The 23,412-nt window shown below is 73.1% G+C and carries 18 protein-coding genes and 2 pseudogenes; 11 read left to right on the top strand and 9 right to left on the bottom strand.

Annotation, left to right across the window (positions count from 1 at the left end):
• Positions 1–21: 21 nt before the first annotated feature.
• Together EV376_RS21715 and EV376_RS30515 are read right to left on the bottom strand one after the other, a co-directional pair.
• Complete coding sequence (locus EV376_RS21715) at positions 22–2,550, bottom strand: hypothetical protein (RefSeq protein ID WP_207228264.1); 2,529 nt, start codon at positions 2,548–2,550, stop codon at positions 22–24.
• A 14-nt stretch (positions 2,551–2,564) separates the two neighbouring features.
• Entirely contained in the window at positions 2,565–3,143 is a 579-nt protein-coding gene (locus EV376_RS30515) for a hypothetical protein (RefSeq protein WP_207228262.1), read from the bottom strand.
• Between the two features lie 164 nt (positions 3,144–3,307).
• Here EV376_RS30515 and EV376_RS21710 point away from each other — a divergent pair, with 164 nt between their 5' ends.
• On the top strand, positions 3,308–4,072 hold the full coding sequence (locus EV376_RS21710) for an MBL fold metallo-hydrolase (RefSeq protein ID WP_130326014.1): 765 nt from the start codon (positions 3,308–3,310) through the stop codon (positions 4,070–4,072).
• On the top strand, positions 4,069–4,650 hold the full coding sequence (locus EV376_RS21705) for a VTT domain-containing protein (RefSeq protein ID WP_130326012.1): 582 nt from the start codon (positions 4,069–4,071) through the stop codon (positions 4,648–4,650). The genes EV376_RS21710 and EV376_RS21705 overlap by 4 nt, the downstream gene beginning before the upstream one ends.
• An 8-nt stretch (positions 4,651–4,658) precedes the next feature.
• Here the strand turns inward: EV376_RS21705 and EV376_RS21700 are convergent, their stop codons facing one another.
• The 3 genes from EV376_RS21700 to EV376_RS21690 all read right to left on the bottom strand — a co-directional run bounded on the left by EV376_RS21700 (position 4,659) and on the right by EV376_RS21690 (position 8,718).
• On the bottom strand, positions 4,659–6,851 hold the full coding sequence (locus EV376_RS21700) for a phage holin family protein (protein ID WP_486482751.1): 2,193 nt from the start codon (positions 6,849–6,851) through the stop codon (positions 4,659–4,661).
• 268 nt (positions 6,852–7,119) lie between these two features.
• On the bottom strand, positions 7,120–7,956 hold the full coding sequence (locus tag EV376_RS21695) for a trypsin-like serine protease (protein WP_130326010.1): 837 nt from the start codon (positions 7,954–7,956) through the stop codon (positions 7,120–7,122).
• Positions 7,957–8,166: 210 nt separating this feature from the next.
• Positions 8,167–8,718: a hypothetical protein gene (locus tag EV376_RS21690; protein ID WP_130326008.1), complete on the bottom strand. Its 552-nt coding sequence runs from the start codon at positions 8,716–8,718 to the stop codon at positions 8,167–8,169.
• Between the two features lie 350 nt (positions 8,719–9,068).
• Between EV376_RS21690 and EV376_RS21685 the strand changes: the two genes are divergently transcribed.
• The 4 genes and pseudogenes from EV376_RS21685 to EV376_RS31000 form a co-directional block, all read left to right on the top strand.
• Positions 9,069–9,662 (top strand): DUF4956 domain-containing protein, encoded by a 594-nt coding sequence (locus EV376_RS21685; protein ID WP_130326006.1) that lies wholly within the window; start codon positions 9,069–9,071, stop codon positions 9,660–9,662.
• On the top strand, positions 9,659–10,489 hold the full coding sequence (locus EV376_RS21680; RefSeq protein ID WP_130326004.1) for a polyphosphate polymerase domain-containing protein: 831 nt from the start codon (positions 9,659–9,661) through the stop codon (positions 10,487–10,489). The genes EV376_RS21685 and EV376_RS21680 overlap by 4 nt, the downstream gene beginning before the upstream one ends.
• A pseudogene (locus EV376_RS21675) lies at positions 10,387–12,168 on the top strand (CotH kinase family protein); the annotation flags it as partial. The gene EV376_RS21680 and the pseudogene EV376_RS21675, both read left to right, overlap by 103 nt.
• Before the next feature lie 36 nt (positions 12,169–12,204).
• Positions 12,205–12,591: pseudogene (locus EV376_RS31000) on the top strand (cellulose binding domain-containing protein); the annotation flags it as partial.
• A gap of 81 nt (positions 12,592–12,672) precedes the next feature.
• On the opposite strand, the gene EV376_RS30510 reads toward EV376_RS31000, so the two are convergent.
• The 4 genes from EV376_RS30510 to EV376_RS21655 form a co-directional block, all read right to left on the bottom strand.
• Positions 12,673–12,840, bottom strand: coding sequence for a hypothetical protein (locus tag EV376_RS30510; RefSeq protein WP_207228260.1), 168 nt, complete (start codon positions 12,838–12,840; stop codon positions 12,673–12,675).
• 566 nt (positions 12,841–13,406) lie between these two features.
• Positions 13,407–14,672 carry a glucuronyl esterase domain-containing protein gene (locus tag EV376_RS21665; RefSeq protein WP_486482750.1) on the bottom strand — a complete coding sequence of 422 codons (1,266 nt, stop codon included), beginning with the start codon at positions 14,670–14,672 and terminating at the stop codon, positions 13,407–13,409.
• A gap of 567 nt (positions 14,673–15,239) precedes the next feature.
• The gene (locus EV376_RS21660) at positions 15,240–16,247 is read right to left on the bottom strand and encodes an acetylxylan esterase (protein WP_130326002.1); all 1,008 of its coding nucleotides are present in this window, start codon (positions 16,245–16,247) and stop codon (positions 15,240–15,242) included.
• A 20-nt stretch (positions 16,248–16,267) separates the two neighbouring features.
• Positions 16,268–17,296 (bottom strand): LacI family DNA-binding transcriptional regulator, encoded by a 1,029-nt coding sequence (locus tag EV376_RS21655; protein WP_130326000.1) that lies wholly within the window; start codon positions 17,294–17,296, stop codon positions 16,268–16,270.
• 172 nt (positions 17,297–17,468) lie between these two features.
• Between EV376_RS21655 and EV376_RS21650 the strand changes: the two genes are divergently transcribed.
• The 5 genes from EV376_RS21650 (at position 17,469) to EV376_RS21630 (ending at position 23,387) form a co-directional block, all read left to right on the top strand.
• Positions 17,469–18,476, top strand: coding sequence for an ABC transporter permease (locus EV376_RS21650; RefSeq protein WP_486482749.1), 1,008 nt, complete (start codon positions 17,469–17,471; stop codon positions 18,474–18,476).
• On the top strand, positions 18,473–19,405 hold the full coding sequence (locus tag EV376_RS21645; RefSeq protein ID WP_486482748.1) for a carbohydrate ABC transporter permease: 933 nt from the start codon (positions 18,473–18,475) through the stop codon (positions 19,403–19,405). Before EV376_RS21650 ends, EV376_RS21645 begins: the two co-directional genes overlap by 4 nt.
• Before the next feature lie 64 nt (positions 19,406–19,469).
• Complete coding sequence (locus EV376_RS21640; RefSeq protein ID WP_486482747.1) at positions 19,470–21,086, top strand: ABC transporter substrate-binding protein; 1,617 nt, start codon at positions 19,470–19,472, stop codon at positions 21,084–21,086.
• Positions 21,087–21,168: 82 nt separating this feature from the next.
• Positions 21,169–22,695, top strand: coding sequence for a GH39 family glycosyl hydrolase (locus EV376_RS21635; protein ID WP_130325996.1), 1,527 nt, complete (start codon positions 21,169–21,171; stop codon positions 22,693–22,695).
• Positions 22,692–23,387: a DUF624 domain-containing protein gene (locus EV376_RS21630; protein ID WP_130325994.1), complete on the top strand. Its 696-nt coding sequence runs from the start codon at positions 22,692–22,694 to the stop codon at positions 23,385–23,387. Before EV376_RS21635 ends, EV376_RS21630 begins: the two co-directional genes overlap by 4 nt.
• Positions 23,388–23,412 lie beyond the last annotated feature (25 nt).

Below are 23,412 nucleotides of genomic sequence, written 5' to 3'. Positions count from 1 at the left end.
GAGCGGAGCGGGCGGGGGCGGCTACGGACCCGCGGCGGCCGGACGAGCGTGCCCGGCGGCGGCCGGTCGGCCGCGGCGGCCGACCGACACCAGCAGCCCGAACGCGGTCAGGGCGGCACCGGCGACGGCGGCGTACCCCGGAAGGTCGGCGGGGATGCCGAGGTGGACAGTGATGCCGAGGATGCGGGACAGGCCCCACGGCAGCAGTGCCATCTGGTCGTTCCACACCGTCAGCGCCCGCTCCGCGCCGACCGCCGCGACCAGACCGGACAGCACGCCGAGCGCAACGCCCGCCGCGCACAGGGTCAGCCCGACCGCCCGGCGGCGAAGCAGGCCGTACCGGTCGCGCAGGACCACGGCGGTCGCCACGAACAACCAGCAGAACGCCGCGAACGCCACGGTGACGTAGACCGCGCGCGACGCCGGGGCGGTCCAGAAGGTGAACCAGTACCGCCCCGGCCCGCGCCCGGCGAGCGCCGCCAGCAGCAGCACGGTGCGCAGCAGCGCGACGCCGCCGACCACGGCCCACAGGTGGAACGGGTCCCGCCGGCCCACGGCGAGGCGTACGACCAGGGCGAACAGCGCCCAGGCACCGAGCGTGACCATCAGGTGCGCGGGTGCGGCGAACCAGGTGAACACGAGCCGGCTCGCCACCAGCAGCAGCGCCGGAACCAGCCACACCAGCAGCCGGTCGACGCGGGACGTGGGCGCCGGCAGGGCCGCGACCCGCCACGGCAGTACCGCGCCGACCAGCAGTCCCCGAGCGGCGGCGGTGCCGCGCCCACGCCCGCGCACGCCGAGCAGTACCACCAGCAGGACCAGCGCGAGCAGCGCCCGGGCGGCCCAGGCCATGGCCGGGTCCCGGTGCGCGCGCTGGGCCCCGAGGTCCGCGGCGGTGAAGTTGTACGCCGGCAGGTCCAGGTCCGCGCCGTAGCGCTGCCGGTGCGCGTCGCGTGCCCCGCGGTACGCGGTCTCGGCCTGCCGCCAGCTGTCGTACGCGGCGCGGGAGCCGGTGTCCAGCCACTGCGCGTGTCGCAGGACCATGGCGCGGTAGGCGCCCAGCGTCTCGAACAGGTTCACCTGGTAGTCGAGGGTGCGGACGAGGCGTTCGCGCAGCCCGGCGTCCCGCCAGGTCGCCGGGTCGGTGCCGGCGACCAGGTCGCGCATGCGCCGGGCCAGCGCGACGGCCTGCGCGCCCTCCTCGATCGCCGCGTCGACGCGGCCCTCGCTGACCGCGTAGATGCTGCCGAGCGCCGCCGAGTCCCCGGTCAGGATGTCCCACTCGAAGATCCACATCATCGGCGGCGGCTCGAGCCCGAGCGCCCGCACCGACCGGTCGGCGTACGGGCCGATGTAGAGGCCCCTGGTGACCGCCGGCCGGGACAGCGCCATCGCCTGCCCGATCGCGGCGACCGTGGCCGGGTCGGCGGAGAACGTGCGGTAGGCCCAGTCCGCCGTGATCCTCGCCGGGTCGGCCTCCGGATCCCACGCCAGCCGCCCGACCGCGTACGTGTTGAGGCCGTACAGCTGCCAGAATCCGGTGCGCAGGTAGAGCGACATCGGCCCGGCGAGCAGCGGCCCGCCGTCCTGGGTCCAGTTCCAGACGCCCTCGATCCGCGGGTTGGCGGCGAGGAACTCGCGCAGCGCCCGCCGGTGCAGCGCGCCGAGGTCGTTGGGCAGCGCGCCGAACGCCTCGAACTCGCGCCGCGCCTGGAACTCCACGATGCGCCGGTGCCCGCCGGCCAGCAGTGTGGTGTTCAGCGGCAGGTGGCTGTAGAAGTCGCCCAGCGTGTACTTGGTGGACACGATCAGGTGCGGGTCGTCGAAGCCGCCGAGGACCTGCGCGTACGACTCGGGGTTGGTGTGCAGGTCGCCCACCGCGCCGACACCGACGGTCCAGGTGCGGAAGATGACCTCCTTGCCGGCGGCGCCGGCGGTGTCCAGCAACGCCCGCAGCATGGCGCGCACGGACTCCTCGGTGGTGACCGCGAGCTTCGACGAGTAGTCCCAGCCGTCCTGGGCGTACACCTCGCCGCCCTCGCCGACGCGGACCATCAGGCCGTCGACGAAGGGCAGGCTCTCGAACAGCTCCGCCAGTCCGGCCTGGTAGACCGCCCAGAGCCGCGGGTCGGCCACGTCGAGCCCGCCGACGGTCCGGGCCAGGTACGCCTCCAGCGGCGGTGACACCGCGAGCATGTCGGTGAGCAGGAAGACCCGGACGCCCATCTCCTCGGCGTACCGGAAGACCGGGCCGAACGCCGCCACCATGGCCCGCGCCCGGTCGACGTGCGGATCGCCGGGCGGGTACACCGCGCGCCCGTCGCCGACCTTCGCGAAGGTGACGTACTCGAGGAAGCCGGGCACGACCACGCCGTTGTACCCCTGCGCCACCGAGTGGTCGACGAGCTGCCGGAACTGCGCGCCGATGCGGGCCACCGCCGTGGCGTCCACCCAGGGCGCCGCCGGCAGCAGCGCCGAGCCGACCACGTCGGTGTTCAGGCCGTAGTCGTCACCCGCCGCGAAGGCGGCCGGGTCGGCCTCGCGGCCCACCGAGCCCGCGTCGGTCAGCCGCAGGCCGAGGCGGGCCGGACCAGCCGGCCCGCCTCGGCGGCGGGCAGCGCCTCGGCGCCGGAGCGGATCCGGTCGGCGAGCCGGTACAGCCCGGACGCGGCGCCCGCGACGTCGCCGCCCTCGACGGTCAGCCCGGTCCCGCGGACGCTGAGCCGGTACGACTCCGGCGCACCGGGGCTCACGCTCGCCCGCAGCGTGGTCACCCCGGAGAGGTCCGGGGCGGTGGCCGCGCCACCCGTGCCCCGGGCACCGGCCGCCGTGGTGGCCGGCCCGGTCCGTCCGGCCGTGACGGGTGGGCGGGGCAGGCCGCGGGCGGCGAGCGCGTCGGCGACGGCGGACGCGGCCTTGACCAGGCGCGGCTCGTCCGGCACCACGATGGACGCCAACGGCGGCGCCGGCGCCGCCGCCCGCTGCGGCGCCGCCGCGACGTCCTCGTCGGCGACGGCGGCGGGGGCGTGACTCAGCGCGAGCGTGTCGCCCACCGTCCAGGCCACACCCGCACCGAGCAGCATCAGGACGAGCGCGACCGCGAGCAGGGGGTACGGCCTGCGGACGGCAGGAACGCGAGCCACCCTCGGATCGTAGTGGTGCCACGGCCAGGGACCGGATCAGCGATTCGGGCGGTGTGCGCGTCGCTCGGCGCGCGTCCAGCGGCAGACACCCCTCGGGCCGGTACGTCGGTAGTCCCGGAGCGCGGCCCAGCGGTTACGGTGGCAGGCGTGGTGGAGGCGGTGGCGTGGTCGAGCTGACCTGGTGTGGGCACAGCACCCTCTGGATCGAGGACTCGGGCACCCGGCTGCTGACCGACCCGCTGCTGCGCGACCGGCTGGCCCACCTGCGCCGCCGTCGCGGTCCGACCCCACGGCTGCCGGGCGACCCGGACGCCGTACTCGTGTCGCACCTGCACGCCGACCACCTCGACTTTCCGTCGCTGCGCCGGCTGCCCGGGCACACCGCGCTGGTCGTGCCGGCAGGCGCCGCGGGCCTGATCCACCGGGCCCTCGGGGCGGCGGCCGCCCGCTGCTGCCGGGAGGTCGTGCCCGGCGACCGGCTGACCGTCGGCGGGTTGACCGTCACCGCCGTCCCCGCGGCGCACCCCGCCGGCCGCACCCCGTGGTCCCGGCACCGGGCGCCCGCGCTGGGTTACCTGATCGAGGGCCGCGCGCGCACCTGGTTCGCCGGGGACACCGGCCTGTTCGACGGGATGTCCGCGCTGGGGCCGCTCGACCTCGCGCTGATCCCGGTCGGCGGCTGGGGACCGACGCTCGGCCCGGGCCACCTCGACCCGGCCGGGGCCGCCGAGGCGGTCCGGCGTGCCGCCGCGGCGTGGGCGGTACCCATCCACTTCGGCACCTTCTGGCCGGTCGGCTGCGACCGGCTCCGCCCGGACCGGTTCTTCGGCCCGGGCGAGGAGTTCGCCCGCCGGGCCGAGACGGTCGCGCCGGACACCCGGGTGCGGGTGCTGCGGCCGGGGGAGTCGTTCACGGTGCGCCGGTCGTGACGGCGACCCTCGCCGCGCTCGGCTCTCTGGTCCTGGTGGTGCTGCTCGGGTCCGTGGTGCCGGTGCTGCCGACCGGCGCGGCGGTCAGCGGGGCCGCCGCGCTGGCCGCCCACCAGCACCCGCTGGCCGTCGTCCTGGTCGTGCTCGCCGGCGCCTCCGGCGCGTACGCGGGGGACCTCGCGACCTACCGCCTGCTCGGCTGGGGCGGTGAGCGGATCGCGGGCCGGCTGCACGGGCTGCACGCACGACCGCGGGTCGGCCGGCTGTCGGCCCGGATGCGCGAGGGGCGGGTCTCGACGCTCCTGGTGTCCCGGCTCATCCCGGGCGGCCGGGTCCCGGTGCTGCTCGCGGCGGCCGTGTCCGGGCTGGCCTGGCGGCGGTTCGCCGTCGCCAACCTGCCGGCCGCCCTGATGTGGTCGACGCTCTACGCCGCGATCGGCGTCCTCGGGCGGGCGGTCTTCCCGGAGCCGTGGCAGAGCGTCGTCGCCGCGATCGCGCTCGTCCTGCTGGTCACCCAGGGGCTGAGCTGGCTGGGCCGGCGGCGGGCCGCGGCGGGGGAGCCGTCGGGTACGCCGTAGCCGGCAGGTCAGTCGTCCGGCCGGCGCAGGCCCAGCTGGCGCATCCAGCCGAGCAACTGGCGGTGTACGGCGTCCGGCCCGAACAGCTCGCCCGCCTGCGGCCAGTCCGCGGGGTGGATGAGCAGCGCCTCGGTCTGCCAACCCCCGAGCCCACCGTGGCAGCCGACCAGTTCCTCGAAGGCCGCGACCTCCTCCAGTCCCGGCTCCACCACGCTGATCACCACGAGGTCGCCCACATGGTCCATCGCCTGGTGGCGCAGCAGGTCCCGGCGGGCCCACCGCCCGTACGGCGTCAGTGGATCTTCGCCGTCGACCTGCCCGTCACGCAGGCGGTGGCAGCCCCGCGCCCCGATCGCCAGCGGCCCGACCGCCGAGTCCACCACGACCAACCCGACACCGGGGTGCGCGGCCAGGCCGTCGATCAGCCCCGGTGCGACGGCGTCGATCCGCTCCCGGGGCAGCCGCCCCGGGTGCCGGGGCAGGTAGATCATCGCCAGGTTGCCGGACGCCACCACCACGGTCTCCGGATCGGCCCGGGTGGCCGCCTCCTCGCGGTCGGCCGGACCGAGGGTGACCTCACCGCCGTCGGTGTGCGAGCGGACCGCCACGCGGGTCGCCGTACCGGCCGCCCCACCGTGGCCGGCGACCTCGGTGAGCAGCGTGTTCACCCGCCCCCACTCCTCGACCGGCCCGGCGGCCTCGGCGGTCGTCGGCGGCCGCGCCGGGGTCGTCGGCCCGGGCCGCCCGTCCGGGCCGGGCGGACGCACCGCCGCCGCGGCGACGAGCCGGTCGACCACCTCCGCCAGCGACTCGCCGTACCGCTGGCGGAACGTGGCGCCCTGGCTCTGACCGTGGTCGCTCACCACCACGATGTGGTAGCGCCGTGCCGCCTCGGTGGCCAGGCGCTGCAGGATGCCGAGTGTCTGGTCGAGCGCCTCCAGGACCGCGAGCGCCTGCGGGCGGGCCGGCCCGGCGTGGTGCGCCACCTCGTCGTAGTCGAGGAAGTCGCAGAAGATGACGGGGGCGCCGCCGGCCATCTGCTCGGCGATGAGCGACACGTTCAGGTCGCTGAGCAGGCTGGCCATCGGACGCAACGCGAGGTAGGAGCCGCTGCGGCCGCCCCGGGGCTGGACGTCACGCAACCGCTGCCGGCGTGCCTCGTACAGCTCGCGGACCACCTGACCGGCCCCGCGCACGACGGCGCGGGCGAAGCCGTACGGGCTGGCCATGAAGACCGCGTAGCCCCGGGTGGAGCGTCCGGGCAGCCCGGCCCGGCTCACCGTCAGCAGGCTGGTCGGCGCGTCGCCGGAGAAGGCGGTGCTGATGCTGACCCCGCCGTCGCGGAGCAGACCCTGCCCGGCGGACAGCCGCCGCTCGACCTCCGCCGCGTCACGGGGCCGGCTGGTCACCATCAGCCGACCGGTGGCGGGGTTCCCGTCGTCGCTCGGCGCCGCCTTCTCGTACCACCGGTAGGCCGGCACGCGGCGGACGTCGCCGTACAGCATCCCGGCCTGCGCGGCGGGGGTGGTGGCCGGCAGGCCGGTATGCCAGTTGGTCATCCGGTGGCTGCGCTCGCGCAGCCAGCGACCGATCGTGGGGAGGTTGCCGGCCCGGATCGCCCACCGCACCAGTGGCGCGGCCACCCCGTCGAGCTGGATGACCAGCAGCCCGTCGACCTCCCCGGGGGCGGACGCCGGGCCCGTGTCGACGCCGCGCCGGCGCCGCCACGGCAGGTGCCGCCGGGACTCCCGCCGCCGGCGCACCCGGGTCATCACCCACAGCATCTCGCTGACGAACGCGTCGTCGGTGCCGGCGTCGGCCAGCCAGTTGACGATCGCCGCGAGGGCCACGGCGACCCACGCGGCGGCGAAGGCGTCGGCGAACCCGGCCACCTCCGCCTCCGGGTTCAGCTCCAACGCGGCGTACATGACGCCGGCCTGCACGGCCACGCCGATGATCAGCGCGCCGAGCCCGCTCAGCACGGTGGCCAGGGCGAACAGCAGCGGGCGCAGCACCGCGCCGATCGCGGCGATCAGCCCGACCAGCCACAGGATCGCGAACAGGCCGCTGGCGGTGACGCCGGGCAGCAGCCACAGCGTCGCGCTGAGCACCAGGAACGAGGTGACCGTGCTGCGCAGCAGCGCGCGGAGCCGAGCGAGGGTGGGCCGGTAGTCGCGCAGCACCTGTAGGCCGACGCGCACATGCCGAGGCAGCGCTCGGCGCGTCCCAGCGTCCCGCTCCGGCTCCATCTGGACCCACAATGCCACACCTGAGCAGGCAAGATCCGGTCAGGAGGGGCTTGCTCGGCACCGCCCCGCCAGCCGGCGTCCGCGGCCGCCGCGGCCACCCTCCTCGCCGAGGTCGACGGGCTGGAACTGCCCGCCACCGACCGGGCCGCGGTCGCCGCCGACCTGGTGGCCGCGGCCGACCTCGCCGCCCGGCTGGGCGACGGAGCGGCACCGCCGCCGACTAGGGGACAGTGACGCCGTACGCGGCCAGGATCTCCAGGATCGGCTGGTAGTAGGTGGTCCCGCCGGTGGCGCAGTTGCCGCTGCCGCCGGACAGGATGCCGAGGACGGTTCCGGTCGCCGCCGCGTAGAGCGGCCCGCCGCTGTCACCGGGTTCGGCGCAGATGTTGGTGCGGATGAGCCCGGACACGCTGCCCTCGGCGTAGTTGACCGTCAGGTTCAGACCGGTGACGGTGCCGCAGCGCACCCCGGTGGTCGCCCCGCTGCGGCAGACCGCCTGACCGACGTACGGTGCGCCGGCGGCGTTGATCGGAACCAGGCCGGGATGGGTGTAGACCGCGCTGGGGTGGCTGACCGTGCCGGTGTACCGCACGATGCCGTAGTCGTCGCCCGGGAAGCTGCTGCCCACGCGGCTGCCCAGCACGGTCGTGCGGCCGCTGTCGGCGTACCAGGTCGCGGCGGCTCGGGTGCAGTGCCCGGCGGTGACGAAGTAGTAGGTGCCGCCGGCCCGCACGTTCGCGCCGAGGGAACAGCGGCCGCCGCCGCCGTAAACGGCCTGCCCGCCGGCGATGAGCAGGCGCAGGTGGCCGGCTTCCCGGCGGAAGAGCGCCCCGGACCGTTCGGCGAGCGCGCGCAGGGCGTGGGCGCGGGCCTCGTCGACGGACTCGTCCACGGTCAGGGTGAGCCGGCCGGTCGCCGGGTCCGGCCCCCAGGCGGTTCCGGCGGTGCGCACCTCGGCCACGGTGGCGGGCGGGGCGGTGCCGCGCTCGTGCGCGGCGGCCGGGGTGGCCGGCGCCAGCAGCACGGCGAGCGCGAGGACGAGCGGTACGCGGCGCATCCCGCAACCTCCGATCGTTGACTGTCGATGTAAGAGGCAGGATCCGCTTTCGCCGCCGCGGATTCAAGGGTGCGCACCAGATCGATGCATGCGACTCAGTGGCCGAGCGTGAAGGCTCAACCGCTGCCGGACACGGAACGCCACCACCGCGTCCCAGGGACGGGTGGTGGCGTACCTCAATCGCGCTGACGGGTGGGGGTGCCCCGCCGGTCAGCGGCGGTTCAGCTCGGACTCCAGCCGGCGGACCAGCGTCTTGCGGCCCTTGCCGTCGCGTTCGCGGCGCAGCGCCGCCCTGAGCTGGCGCGTGTCGAGGTCGGGGACCTGCTTGACCGCGTCCGCCACGCGCAGGTCGAGCAGCCGCCCCACCGCCGACGTGTCGCGGCGGGCGCGTCGGGCCGGGCCGGTGTTCGCCACGTACTGCCGGCCGGACCGCGAGGCCCGCCGCTTCCTGGCGTCGGTCGCCCGGGCCTGTTCGTCGGAGAGCTGCTCCCAGGCTCGCTTGGGCAGGTATCGGCTCGTCTCGGCGCCCCGGCGGGCCCGGGTGCCGCCCTCGCGGGTCTGCCACTGCTCGGCACCCCACCGGCGCAGCGACTGTTGCCGTTCGTCCCGCGGTCCCGCGTAGCCCCCGCCGCGCTTCTGGTACCCCCTGGTGAGCAGCTGTGACTTGCGCGCCGACCACTGTCCCGGGCGTCCGCCCCGGTCCGCGGCCTGGATCTCGTCCTTGAGCCGTCTCCTCAGCTCCGGGTCCGTGTACCGCGCCATGCCCGCGGGCTACCCGGCGCGGCGCGGCGTATGCCTCGCTCCCGGGTCGTGGGCCGGCCGGGCGACGGAAGAGCGACCGGTTGCAGTCCCCCGGTCCGGGCCGCCGTGGGCGTGCTCCTCGGCTGGTCGCATTCCCGGAATTTTCGGAGTCAACTGATCGCTCGAACGGGCCGCACGCAGCCGCGAGGCAGAGGAAAACTATCGACGTCTATCGATCGATGGGTTACTCTTTCCGGAACAGTTGCCGAAAGTTTACCGGAAATTCCCTCGGCGCCGGCCCGCCGTACGTCGCACCCCGTCCCTGCGCCGGTGGCAACCGCCCGACAGCGATCCAGGAGGAACGGAAGAGGATGTCGCAGCTCGTCCTGTTCGCGATCGACATCTGCGCGGTGGTGCTGCTCGTCTTCGGGCTCTACTTCCCCCGACACCGCCGCCGCGACCTCGTCGTCGCGTACCTCGGGGTCAACGTCGGGGTCCTCGCCGTGGCGAGCGCCCTGAGCGCCAGCAACGTCGGCGCGGGGCTCGGGCTGGGGCTGGCGCTGTTCGGCGTGCTGTCCATCATCCGCCTGCGCTCGACGGAGCTCGACCAGCACGAGGTCGCGTACTACTTCTCGGCGCTGGCCCTGGGCATCCTCGGCGCGCTCAGCACCACCTCGGTCTGGCTCAGCGCCGGCCTGATGGGGCTGATCCTGGTGGTGATGTTCCTGGGCGACCATCCCCGGCTGCTGCGCCACTACCGGCACCAGATCATGGTGCTCGACTCGGCCGTCACCGACCAGGTCACGCTCCTCGCCCACCTGGAACAACTGCTCGGCGCCCGGGTGCACACCGCCACCGTGCAGCGACTCGACCTGGTCAACGAAACGACCGTCGTCGACGTGCGGTACTCGTCGACGGGGCGCACCACCGCGGGCGCGCGGCCCCGGGCGGGGGCGCGCGGATGACCGCCCTGGCGATCGCCTCGTCGCTGGGCGAGCTGACCTCCGTCGGGCTGGCCGAACTCGTCGACCGGGCCGCGCTGCAGACCCGGGTCGACCGGAAGTACGTCGTACCGGTCGACGAACTGCCCGCCCTGCTGACCGAACTCGCCCCGAACGCCCGGGTGCTCGACATCGACGGGAGCCGCACGTTCCGCTACGAGTCGGTGTACTTCGACACGCCGTGGCTGGCCAGCTATCACGGCGCTGCCTACCGGCGGCGGCGCCGGTTCAAGGTCCGCACCCGCAGCTACCTCGACTCCGACCGCTGCTGGCTGGAGGTCAAGGTCAACGGAGCGCGGGGGAACATCACCAAGCACCGGCTGCCGTACCGGCCGGGGGACCGCGCCACGGTCCACCCCGGCCGCCCGTTCGTCGACGACACGCTGCGGCGTGAGTCGATCTGCCCGGCCGGCGCGACGGCCCTCGAACCGGTGCTGGTCATCAGCTACCGGCGCGCCACGCTGCTGCTGCCGGCGACCGCGAGCCGCCTCACCATCGACACTGGTCTCAGCTGGCGGGACGGGGACACCACGCTTCGCCTGCCCGGCCTCGCCGTCGTCGAGACGAAGACCGGTGCCGGCGCGTCACCGGCCGACCGGATGTTGTGGCGGCGGGGCACCCGACCCGTCCGCCTCTCGAAGTACGCCACCGGCCTGGCCGCCCTGCGTCCCGAACTGCCGGCCGGGCCGTGGCGGCGGACGCTGCGTCGCCACTTCCACGGTGCCGGGCCGTCGGTGCCCCCGATCGCCACCACCACCCACCGATCCGAACAGGAGGCATCGTGCGTCTGACCCTTCCCAGGACCGGCGTCGCGCAGACGACCTTCCGCCTGGCGGGGGGCGCGACCGTCGCCGTGCTGGTCGCCGCGCTCCTCGTACCGCACTCGCCACCGGCCGCCGCCGAACCCCTGACCGGCGCCGGTACGGCGGCCGCCGGCCGGTCGGCCGGGACCGCGGTCGCCGACGCGGCGGCCGCCGCGGCAGCGGCCGACGACCTGGTCGGCGACATCACCTTCTCCGTGCCGAGCGGCACCTTCCAGGGCGAGCTGGCGGTGTCGCTGGGCACCACGATCAGCGGCGCGCAGATCCGCTACACCACCGACGGGCGGCTGCCCACCGCGCAGTCACCGCTCTACGGCGGCACCCCGCTGCGGTTCACCCGGACCACCCAGTTGCGGGCCCAGGCCTTCGCCGGGCAGGCGCCCTCCGGCGCGCCCGGCACCGCCCTGTACGTCGCGCACGGCACCGCCACCGCCCACGACCTGCCGGTGATCGTGCTCGACTCGTACGCTGCCGGCCGGCCCGGCCGGGAGTACCTCGACGCGGCCGCAATGATCTTCGACCCGGCCGGCGGGACCACCTCGCTGGCGGCCGCGCCCGCCGTGGCCACCCGGGCCGGGTTCCATCTGCGCGGCCAGTCGTCGGCGACCTTCGACAAGACACCGTATCGCATCGAGTTCCGGGACAACGAGGACGACGACGCCGACTATCCGGTGCTGGGGATGCCGGCCGACTCCGACTGGGTGCTGCGCGGGCCGTTCACCGACAAGGCGCTGATCCGCGAGGCCTTCGTCTACGACCTGGGGCGGGAGATGGGCCTGCCCGCCCCGCGGTACCGGTTCGCGGAGTTCTACCTCAACACCGACGCCGGCCCGGTCGGCGCCGACGACTACATGGGTGTCTACATGATCGTCGAGACGATCAAGAACTCCAAGAACCGTCTCGACCTCAAGCAGTTGCGCGAGGACGACCGGACCCTGCCGAGGATCACCGGCGGCTACATCTGGAAGTTCGAGTGGATGGCCGCCGAGGAGCCGACCCTGCCGTGCAGCGGGCCGGCGGCGAGCTGCTGGAACTACCTGGAGGTGGCCGACCCGTCGCCGCTGCAACCGGAACAGCGGGACTGGCTGCGCAACCACATCCAGGCGTTCCACGACGTGCTGCGGGCGCCCGACTTCGCCGATCCGGTCACCGGTTACCGGGCGTACATCGACGTCGACTCGTTCGTCGACCAGCTCATCGTCAACGAACTGAGCCGGGAGATGGACTCGTACATCCGCAGCGCGTACTTCTACAAGGACCGGGACACGAAGATCTTCGCCGGTCCGCTGTGGGACTACGACCTCACCTTCGGCGTGGGCGGCTTCTTCGGCAACGACCAGACGGCCGGTTGGCAGTACCAGCAGGTGCGCCAGCCGCTGGCGAACGACTGGTACACCCAGCTGATGCGCGATCCCGCCTTCGTCAACCAGGTCCGGATCCGCTGGCAGACGCTGCGCCGCGGCCTGCTCTCCGACGCCTCGTTGCAGGCCCGGATCGACGCTCTCGCCACGCCGCTGGCCAACGGCGCGCAGCGCAACTTCCAGCGCTGGCCCAACCTGACCACGGCGATGATCGGGTTCTTCCGCACGCCGACGGCGCCCACCTGGCAGGGGCAGGTGCAGTACATGCGGGACTGGATGCTGCGCCGGGCGGCCTGGCTGGACTCGACCGCCGGCTGGGGCGGGCCCACCACGACGCCGCCGCCGACCACGCCCTCGCCGACCACACCGCCGCCGACCACCCCGCCACCCACCACGCCGCCGCCGGGCGGGGGCGGCTGCACCGCGACGTACGCGGTGAGCAGCCAGTGGCCCGGCGGCTTCCAGGCCGAGGTCCGGGTGACCGCCGGCGCGGCGCCGATCAACGGGTGGACCGTGACCTGGACGTTCGCCAATGGTCAGACGGTCAGCCAGGCGTGGAACGCGACCGTCACGAGCCAGGGCGCGACGGTCACCGCCCGCAACGTCGCCTACAACGGCGTGCTCGCCGCCGGCGCCAGCACCACGTTCGGGTTCCTCGGGTCGTCCTCCGGCGCGCCCAGCACACCGACACTCACCTGCGCGGCGAGCTGACAAACCGGCCCGGTGCGCGACAGGGCTGTTGAGTAGATCTTGGACAGTTGCCGTTCGGAGTGAACGGCAACTGTCCAAGATTCAGTCAGGTGGCCGCCAACCGGCGGCTGTCAGCGCGCGGCGGAGGGCGCCGGCCACCTCGTCGGGCCGGGCACGGACCAGCCAGGCCGGGAAGCGGAGGAAGCGGTCGCCGCTGGTCCAAATGTCGTTCTGCCGGCGCATGTCGGCCGCCCCCTGGCGTACGTCCATGTGGTGGCACCGTCGAGTCGTCGATCGGCTGCCGGATCAGCCGCCGCCGCGGCGCGCGCGGAAGCCCTTCGAGCGCGGCGGTCAGCTCCTCCGGCAGCGCCCTTCGCTGCTGGCATCCCGCCGCCAGGACCGCCTGTGCCTCCTCGACCCCGGCGGCCCAGCCGGCGGCGTCGACCAGGGCCCGCGCCGTGGTCGTCCGGGGCGGTCGGGCCAGTTGCCGGTGGTCGTCGGGCAGCACCGAGGTGCGGTGCACGACGACGCCGGGCATGTCGAGCGGGAGCCGGCGTGGCAGGGTACGGGCCGCCCGCCGGGTCGCCGGAACCAGGACGTGCAGTGGCTCGCGGCGCAGTCCTCGAACGCCCGACTCCGCGGCGGCGGTCACGCCCGCCAGCACGGCGCCGGGCCCGGCGGCGAGGACCGCGACCCACAGTTGCTGGTCCCGGGTGAGCCGACCGTTGACCGCCCCGCATCCTTCCCGCCGCCAGATCGTGGACAGTTGCCGTTCGCCCGGAACGGCAACCGTCCACGATCCAGGTCCGGGCTCGGGGCCCGAAGTGCGGGTGGCGCTACCGGGCGGTGCAGGTGGGCGTCATGCCGGTGCCGGTGCCGGTGCCCTGGAAGCCGAACTCGGTCGACTGGCCGGGGGCGACGGCGCCGTTGTACGCGACGTTGGTGAACTGGACCGCGCCGCTGTTACCGCTCCTGGTGGCGTTCCAGACGTTGGTGATGGCGGCGCCCGCCGGCAGGGTCATGGCGACCGTCCAGCCGTTGACCGGCGTCGGGCCGGCGGTCACCCGGACGGTCGCGACGAATCCACCGGTCCACTGGTTGACCGAGACCGACGCCGAGCAACCACCGCTCGGCGGCGCCATGGTGGGCGGCGGGGTGGTCGGGGGCGGGGTGGTCGGCGGTGGGGTGGTCGGCGGCGGCGTGGTCGGGCCGTCGGGGAGGACCGGCGTCTGCCAGTCCCGCCACTCGGCCAGGCTGCCGGCCTTCCGGCTGGAGATCCGGAAGACACCGGTGGCGCTGCCCGACCTCAGCAGGAACTTCTGGATGTACTGCTGCAACGGGGTCCGCCACTCCGGCCGGGACGCGCAGTGGGTGCCGTCCTGGACGTCGGACCAGTAGCTGATGTTGTCGCCCGCGCCGAGGGCCTTGTAGACCTCCGCGCCGGCCAGGGCCGCGACGCTGCCGGACCGGGCGGCGAGCCAGTCGACGTGCGGATTCTCCATGATGAACAACCCGCGCGGCGCGATCATCGCCACCGTCTGGTGCGTGTCCACCGGCAGCGCCGCGGGGTTGCCGGTGAACGAGCCGAACGCGTCGCCCAACCAGGGCTGCTCGCCGTACGCGCTGCTCAGCGGCTGGGCGCCGGACTCACCGGGTATCCCGCGGAAGATCGGCACGCCCGCGCTGCCCGACTCGACCGGCATGGTCAGGGCGATGCGCTGGTCGAACGCGCCGGCGACGAAGGCGCCCTTGCCGTACCGGGAGCAACCCGTGACGCCGGTCGCGTCCGGGCGCAGGATGCTGCCACCCGTCTGCTCGAGGACGTCGATGATCCGGCTCACCCCCCACGCCCAGGCCGCCAGCAGCCCGGTGCTGCTCGACGAGCCGTAGATGCTGTAGAAGGCGCCCTGCTTGTTGCTCCGTGGCGTGCCCTCCCGGCCGACCGCGAGCGGGTCGTAGCTGATGACGGCCGCACCGGCGGATCTGATCGTCGCCGTGTCCGCGCCGAAGCCGCCCACGACGACGACGGCGGGGAAGGGGCCGGAGCCGCTCGGCAACTGGACACCCGCCGAGAAGCTCGCGCTGCGGCCGTTGTGCGACACGTTCACGGTGATGCCGGTGCTGGTGACCGTGCCCGTGACGCTCGCCGGCTTCCCGGGCTTGTCGCCGTAGACGTACCGCTCCGCCAGTTCCCGGATCTCCGCGCGGCGGCACCCGCCAATCGGACTTCGCGGTGATGCGGGTGCCGTCCAGCTTGCGGAACGGGTCGGGCAGCCGGGAGTTGGTCGTCGACGAGCCTGGAACGGTGACCGGGCAGTCCGCGCCGTCGTCCTCGACGGGGGCGGCGGCCCCGAGGTTGCCGGCGGTGCCCCCGGTGGTGGTTGCCGCCACCACCGGCACCGCTCCCGTGACCGTGAGCGCCGCCACCGCCAGCGCGACGACCGTCGAACGGCTCCTGGCACGCCGTGTGCTGTCGCCCACCAGAGCCTCCTTCTGGATAGGGGTGATGGTGTCGAGGAGTGACCGCGATGTTACGAAAGATTTCCGAAAGATACAAGAATCTAAATTAATAAATGAAGGATGATCATCTGGGCTTCTGTGCTGGTTGCAGGCATGAAAGGCGGGCTTGTCCGGCCCGGAAGTTTCGGTGGACGGGTGCGCGGGACCGGTCAGGCCGGCGCCCGACCCAGCACGCCGGCGAGCCACCGCAGCTGTCGCCGGACGTGGAGGGCCTCCCCGTGCTCGTGGCCGTTGAACGGGTAGACGTGCATCTCCCGCTCCGGAACGGCGTCCCGGCCGGCGAGGGTTCCGTAGTGGTTGTAGGCGGCGAAGCCGGTGCGCGGTGGACACGTCGTGTCGCGCAGGCCGATCCCGAAGTGCGCCGGCGCGGTCGCCCGGCGGGCGAAGGTCACACCGTCCACGTACGACAGCGTGCGCCGGACCGCCGCCTCCGCCTCCCGGTGCACCGCCAGGTACCGGCCGATCTCGCCGTACGGGCCGTAGGGGAGGGGTTCGACGAGGGCGATGGCCTGCTGCACGTCGCAGAGGAACGGGGCGCTGACCAGCACCGCGGCCAGGTCGCCGACGAGTCCGGCCACGGCCAGCGCCAGCCCACCGCCCTGGCTGTTGCCGACCACCGCGACCCGGGTCGCGTCCACGCCGGGCAGGGCGCGCACCGCGTCGACGGCCCGGACCGCGTCGGTGATCAGCCGGCGGTAGTGGTAGTCACGGGGGTCGAGGATTCCCCAGGTGGCGGGCCAGGGACCACCGGCACCGGCGGGCCGGTCGACGGTGTCGCCGACGGCGTACTGCCCCGACTGCCCCCGGTTGTCCATCAGCAGGTGCGCGTACCCGGCGACCGGCCAGGTCAGCCGCTCGTGCGGCAGGCCCCGTCCGCGTCCGTAGCCGGCGTACTCGACCACGACCGGAAGCGGCTCGTCGACCCCGGCCGGCCGGGTGTACCAGGCCCGCACCGGGTCGCCGCCGAAACCGGCGAAGGTGACGTCCCAGGTCTCGACCAGGCGCAGGTCGGTGGGTTCCGGGCGGACGTCGACGAGCGCCGGCCGTACCGCCGCGGCCTCGATGGTGTCCCGCCAGAACTCGACGAAGTCGGGAGGTTCGTCCACCGGGGGCGTGTAGCGCTGGAGCCGGTCGAGGTCGGGGTCGGAGAAGGGCACTGGTCCTCACTGGGCACGGGTCAGGCTGGTTGGGCGGGGGGCGCGGTGCTGTTGCGGACGACGAGCTCGGTCACCAGGTCGATCCGGCTGGTCGGCAGCTCGTTCTCCCGGGCCAGGTCGAGCAGCATCTGGGCGGCGATCCCGGCCATGTCGCGCAGCGGCTGGTTGACGGTGGTGAGGGCCGGGTCGCTCCAGGCGGCGAGCGGGAGGTTGTCGTACCCGATCACCGAGAGGTCCTCGGGCACCCGCAGGCCGCGCTGCCGGGCGGCCCGGAGCACCCCGATGGCCTGCATGTCCGAACCGGCGAAGATCGCGGTCGGTCGGTCGGCGAGACTCAGCAGGTGCAGGCCGTGCCGGCGGCCGGCGTCGGCGGAGAAGGTGCCGTAGCGGATCAGTGTCGGATCCACCGGGACCCCGGCCTCCTCGTGCGCGGACCGGAAGCCGGCGGTGCGGGCCTGGCTGCACAGCACGTCGCGGGGGCCGGAGATGACGGCGATCCGCCGGTGCCCCAGCTCCAGCAGGTGCCGGGTGGCGAGCAGGCCGCCGTTCCAGTTGTTCGACCCGACGGTCGGCACGGCCGCCGACGTCGCGCTGTCGGTGTCGACGACCACGAACGGGACCCCCTCGCGCCGCAGCCGTTGGCGTTGCGCGGCGGTCGGGTGGCAGAGGACCAGCAGCACGCCCAGGGGGCGGCGGGCGAGCAGCGCGTCGAGGAACCGGGAGGACGGACGGTGCGCCCCGCCCAGCTGCGAGACCGCGAGGCCCAGCCCGGCGGCGGCGGTCACGCTCTCGACGCCCTGCAGGATCTCCACCGCCCACCCGACGTCGATCTCGTGGAAGACGAGGTCGACGTGCCCGGCGGCGGCCGGTTGCCGCCGGACCCGGCGCCGGTACTGATGGCGTTCGAGGCTCTCCTCGACCCGGGCCCGGGTGTGGGGAGCGACGTCGGCGTGCCCGTTGAGCACCTTCGACACCGTCGCCACCGAGACGCCGACCTCGCTGGCGATCGTCGCGATGGTGGCGGTCGCGGGCAGGCCGGGCACGGTCATCCGTGGCCCCTGGGACCGACCGCGAAATCCATCGACGCCGGTCATATCGACACCCTTGACACGCCATCACCGTACCCCTAGGTTGCCGAAAAAGGACGAGCGAATTTCGGAAAAGTTTCGGAACGTGGCCGGTCCCGAGGGGATGGACACGTCCGGAGCTGAGGGGTGTGGCATGAGATCTGGTCTACCCGTCGACACCGGCGCGGCGACCGGCGCCGCCGCGCCGGAGCGTGTCCCCCAGCCACCGCCGACCCGGCGCCCCGCGCCGGTGTCGTCGCGCCGCACCTGGCGACGTGCGCTGCGCCGGGACTGGCAGCTCTACTCGCTGGCCGTCCTGCCGCTGCTGTTCTTCCTCGTCTTCCGCTACCTGCCGATGCTCGGGAACGTCATCGCCTTCCGCCGCTTCCAGCCCGGCGGCAGCATCTTCGGCGAGTACTGGGTCGGCCTGCGGTACTTCCGGATGTTCCTCACCGACCCGACCTTCTGGCACGTGTTCACCAACACCCTGGTGCTGGGGGCGCTGACCCTGCTGTTCTGCTTCCCGCTGCCGATCGTGCTGGCGCTGCTGCTCAACGAGGTGCGCACCCGCCGACTCAGGCAGTTCGTCCAGTCCGTGTCGTACCTGCCGCACTTCCTGTCGATCGTGATCGTGGCCGCGATGGTCATGCAGCTGGTCTCCGTGGACGGCACGGTCAACCAGCTCGTCCGGGCGGTCGGCGGCGAGGCGATGCCGTTCCTGCAACGGCCCGAGTGGTTCCGGACCATCTACGTCTCGTCGGAGGTCTGGCAGACCGTCGGCTGGGGCACCATCCTCTACCTGGCCGCGCTCACCACCATCGACGAGGACCTCTACGAGGCGGCCCGGATCGACGGAGCCAACCGGTGGCGGCAGACCTGGCACGTCACGCTGCCGGGCATCCGGCCGACCATGGTGACGCTGCTGATCCTCAACATCGGCGCCTTCCTCGCGGTCGGGTTCGAGAAGATCCTGCTGCTGTACAACCCGCTGACGTATCCGACCGCCGACGTGCTCTCGACCTACCTGTTCCGGATGGGCTTCGGATCCAGCAACTTCAGCTACGCCGCCGCCATCGGTCTGTTCGAGGCCGTCATCGGGCTGATCCTGGTCCTGTCGGCGAACCTGATCGCGCGCCGCACGGTGGGGACGAGCCTGTGGTGAGCGTCGACCTCGCCGAGCCCGCCGTCCAGGACCGGCCGCGTACCCGCCGTCGGGGCATCCGCCCGACCCGGGGCTACCGGGTGTTCCAGCTGGTCAACGCGATCATCCTGATCGTCGTCGTGATCGTGACGCTGTACCCGTTCGTCAACATCCTGGCCCGCTCGCTGAGCCACGAGGGGTACATCATCGCAGGCCAGGTCAACCTGGTGCCGCGCGGGTTCAACACGGACACCTACCAACTGGTGATGTCGGACTCGCTGTTCTGGACCAACTACCGCAACACGGTGGTCTACACCGTCGTCGCCACCGCCATCTCCATCGTGCTGACCACCTCGTACGCGTACGTGCTGTCCAAGAAGCACCTCAAGGGACGCGGGGCGCTGATCGGCATCGCGCTGTTCACCATGTTCTTCACCGGCGGGCTGATCCCCAACTACGTGCTGGTGACCAGCCTCGGCATGAAGAACACCGTCTGGGCCATCGCCGTGCCCAACGCGATCAGCGTGTTCAACCTGCTGGTGATGAAGGCGTTCTTCGAGAGCCTGCCGGGCGAGCTGGAGGAGGCCGCCGCGGTCGACGGGCTGAACACGTACGGCATCCTGCTGCGCATCGTGCTGCCGCTGTCCAAGGCGATCGTCGCCACGATGGTGCTCTTCTACGCCGTCGCCTTCTGGAACTCGTGGTTCGCCGCCTTCCTGTACATGGACCGGCAGGAGCTGTGGCCGGTGACCGTCTACCTGCGCAACCTGATCGCCGGGGCCACCGGCGCGGAGAACGTCGGCGCGATCGCCGAGGCCGACGAGGTCCAGGCCGAGGCGACCCTCAAGGCCGTGACCATCGTGCTCACCACCCTGCCCATCCTCCTGGTCTACCCCTTCGTCCAGCGGTACTTCGTCCGCGGCGTGATGCTCGGCGCGGTCAAGGGATAGCCAGCGAGTCCCCACCCCCCACCACACGAAAGGACCCCCCATGTTCCGCAGATCGTGGCGCCGCGTGGCGACAGCCACTGCCGCCCTGCTCGCGGTAACCACCATCACCGCCTGTGGCGACGACCCGTCCGAAGCGCAGGACCTGTCGGAGAACCGGGTCGGCGCGATGGCCGAGTACGGCGTCGGGACCCAGTTCAAGGCCACCGAACCGCTGTCCTTCTCCATCCTGTACAACAACCATTCGAACTATCCCCTGAAGAACGACTGGCTGTTCTGGTCCGAGCTGAAGTCGCGGACCAACGTCACGCTCGAGCCGGTCGCCGTGCCGGCAAGCGACTACGAGCAGAAGCGCAGCCTGCTGATCGGCGCGGGCGACGCCCCGTTCATCATCCCGAAGACGTACCCGGGCCAGGAGAACGCGTACGTCTCATCCGGCGCGATCCTGCCGGTCAGCGACTACCTCGACCTGATGCCGAACCTCAAGGACAAGCTCACGCGGTGGAAGCTCGACCCTGAGATCGACGCGCGCCGGCAGGACGACGGCAAGTTCTACCTGCTGCCCGGGGTGCACGAGAAGCCGTGGCACGACTACTCGCTGGCGGTGCGCACCGACATCCTCGAGGAACTCGGTCTGGAGGTGCCGAAGACCTGGGACGAGCTGTACACCGTCCTCAAGGCGATGAAGGCGAAGTACCCGGACACCTTCCCGTTCTCGGATCGGTGGAGCAAGCCGAACCCGGCCGGCAACCTGCTCAACCTCCTGGCCTTCTCGTACGGGCTGCAGGGCGCCGGCTGGAACTTCCAGCACACCAGCTGGAACGCCGAGGCGAAGAAGTTCGAGTACACCGGCGCCACCGACCGGTACAGGGAGCTGCTCCAGTACCTCAACAAGCTGGTCAGCGAGGGCCTGCTCGACCCGGAGAGCTTCACCCAGACCGACGACCAGGCCCGGCAGAAGCTCGCCAACAGCAAGTCCTTCGTGATCAGCGCCAATGCCCAGGCCGTGGTCAACGACTACCGGCCGGACCTGGCGCAGACCAACCCGAAGGCCAGGATCACGAAGATCCCGCTGCCGATCGGCCCGGCCGGTGAGATCAACCCGGCGGACCGCCTGGAGAACGGTGTGATGATCTCCTCCAAGGCCCGGGACAGCAAGAACTTCGTCGCCATGATGCAGTTCATCGACTGGCTGTGGTATTCCGACGCCGGGCAGGAGTTCGCCAAGTGGGGCGTCGAGGGCACCACCTTCGTGAAGGACGCCTCCGGCAAGCCCAAGCTGGTCCCCGACGTGAACGTCATCGGCCTCAACCCGAACGCGCCCAAGCACCTGCAGAAGGACTTCGGTTTCTACAACGGGGTGTTCGCCTACGGCGGCAACCCCGAACTGGTGCAGGCCTTCTTCTCCGAGGAGGAGCAGCAGTTCCAGGCGGTGATGAACGCCCGCCCGGCGCGGGTGGTGCCGCCGCCGGCCCCGTTCACCGACGAGGAGCGGGAGCAGGTGTCGCTGTGGGAGACGCCGCTGCGTGACCACGTGTACCAGGCGACGCTCCAGTTCGCCCTCGGCCAGCGCGACTTCGCCCAGTGGGACGCCTACCTGGCCGAGCTGAAGGGCAAGAACATGGACGCCTACATGGAGATGGTCAACAAGGCCCACGACCGCTACCGGGAGAAGCACGGCTGAGGTCCCGCCGGTCCGGTCGTGTCGGCGCGACCGGACCGGCCCCCCGGCGACGGCCCATCGCAGCACGAGCACGAGGACGAGGATGCGCATCACCGTTGCGGAGCACCCCGTCGGCCGGCTGTCCGACGCGTGGCGCTTCGCCGTCGGCACCGGCCGGTTCGACCTGGCGCTGCGGCGCGACTACCAGGACTCGCTGGCCCTCGTCCAGCGGGAGATCGGGTTCCGGCACATCCGCGGGCACGGGCTGCTCAGCGACGGCGCCGGCGTGCACCGGCCGTACGAGCACCGGGGCCAGCGCCACGTCCGGTACACCTTCACGTACGTCGACCAGGTGGTCGACGCCTACCTCGACCTGGGCATCCGCCCCTTCGTGGAGCTGGGCTTCATGCCCTCCGGACTGGCCAGCGGCGAGCAGACGGTGTTCTGGTGGCGCGGCAACGTCACCCCACCCCGCTCGTACCCCGAGTGGGCCGACCTGGTCCGGGCCACCGTCGGTCACCTGGTCGACCGGTACGGCCTGGACGAGGTGCGCGGCTGGCCCATCGAGGTGTGGAACGAACCCGACCTGCCCGCCTTCTGGCGCGACGCGGACCCCGACGCCTACCACCGCCTGTACGAGGTGACCGCGCACGCCGTGAAGGAGGTGGACGCCGGGCTCCAGGTCGGCGGCCCGGCGCTGTCCCCCGGGGCCGACGAGAAGTGGCTGCCCCGGTTCGCCGAGTACGTCGACGCCCGGTCGGTGCCGATCGACTTCGTCAGCCGGCACGCCTACACCTCCGGCCCGGCCCAGCACGTGCCGTTCGGCGTACACCAGACCCTGGCGCCGGCCGAGAAGCTGCTGGAGCAGTTCGCCAGCCCGCGCCGCCAGCTCGCCGGCACCCCGCTCGCGGACCTGCCGGTGCACGTCACCGAGTTCAACTCCGCCTACCGGCCGGACAACCCGGTCCACGACACCGCCTTCCACGCCGCCTACCTCGCCCCGGTGCTGGCCGCCGGCGGCGACCTCGTCGACTCCTTCGCGTACTGGACGTTCTGCGACGTGTTCGAGGAGGTGGGGATACCCACGACGGTGATGCACGGTGGCTTCGGCCTGCTCACCCACCGCCAGGTCCGCAAGCCCACCTACCACCTGTACGCCTTCCTGAGCCGGCTGGGGGAGCAGGTCCTCGCCCGCGGCGCGGACCACCTGGTCACCCGCGACGACACCGGGCGGATCACCATCCTGGCCTGGGCGCCGGTCGACGTGACCGGCCGTGACCCGGTCGACGGGCACGCCGTACGCCTGGCGCTGCCGGTGTCCCCGCGCGCGCGGACCGCCTTCCTGCTGCGCTCCTCGGTCAGCGAGGAGGCGGGCAACGCGTGGCGGGCGTGGTGCGAGCTGGGCCGTCCGCCGTCCCCGACCGCCCGCCAGCTCGACGTCCTGCACCGGGCGGCCGAGCCGGCCCGGCGGCACGCGTCGCTGCCGGTCGTGGCCGGCCGCGTCGAGCTGGACCTGCACCTGTCCCGGCACGAGGTGACGCTCGCCGAGGTGACGCCGGTGACCGACGAGACGCCGCCCTGGTGGGACGAGCGCCGGCTGCTGGGCCACGAGCCGGGGGAGCGGGCGTGACGGCCGCCGCCCGACCCGAGTTCGGCGCCGGCCCGCTGTCGCGGGTGGCCGCGCTGGTCTACACCCTGCTCGTGGTGGAGGTGCTGCTGCTGGTCTGCGCCGCGCCCGGCCTGGTCGCGCTGTTCGCGCTGGAGCGGCATGTGAGCAACCTGCCGCTGGTCGCGGCCTGCGCCGTCCCGCTCGGCCCGGCACTCTCGGCCGCCGTGTACGCGCTGCACCACCAGCGCCTCGACCTGACCGAGCTGCACCCCGCGCGGCTGTTCCGGCGAGGCTACCGGCTCAACCTGCGCGGCGCGCTGCTGGTCTGGGTGCTGCTGCTGCTGTGGCTGACCGTCATCGCGGTCAACCTGGTCAACCTGCCGGCGGCCGGGGTCCCCGGGTGGTGGGCGGCGCCGCTGGTCCTGGTCGGCGCGGGGGTGGCCGTGGTCGGGACCAACGCGCTGGTCATCACGTCGCTGTTCGCGTTCCGGTTGCGCGACGTGGCGCGGCTGGCCGGGTACTTCGTGCTGCGTACCCCGATGGTGGCGGCCGGCACGGCGGGCCTGCTGGTCGCGGCGACGATGCTGACGCTCGTCGTCTCGGAGGCGGCGCTCGCCGCGCTCGGCTCGGTGCTGGTCCTGGCGCTGGTCCGCGGCGCCGGGCCGATGATCGCCGCGATCCGGGCGGAGTTCACCCGTGAGCGTGAGGAGTGAGCGTGCGAGCCCCGCGGTCGGGAAC

It is taken from the genome of Micromonospora sp. CNZ295 (genome assembly GCF_004217535.1).
The sequence above is the reverse complement of the archived record's forward strand: the minus strand, read 5'-3'. Positions and strand labels throughout refer to the sequence as shown.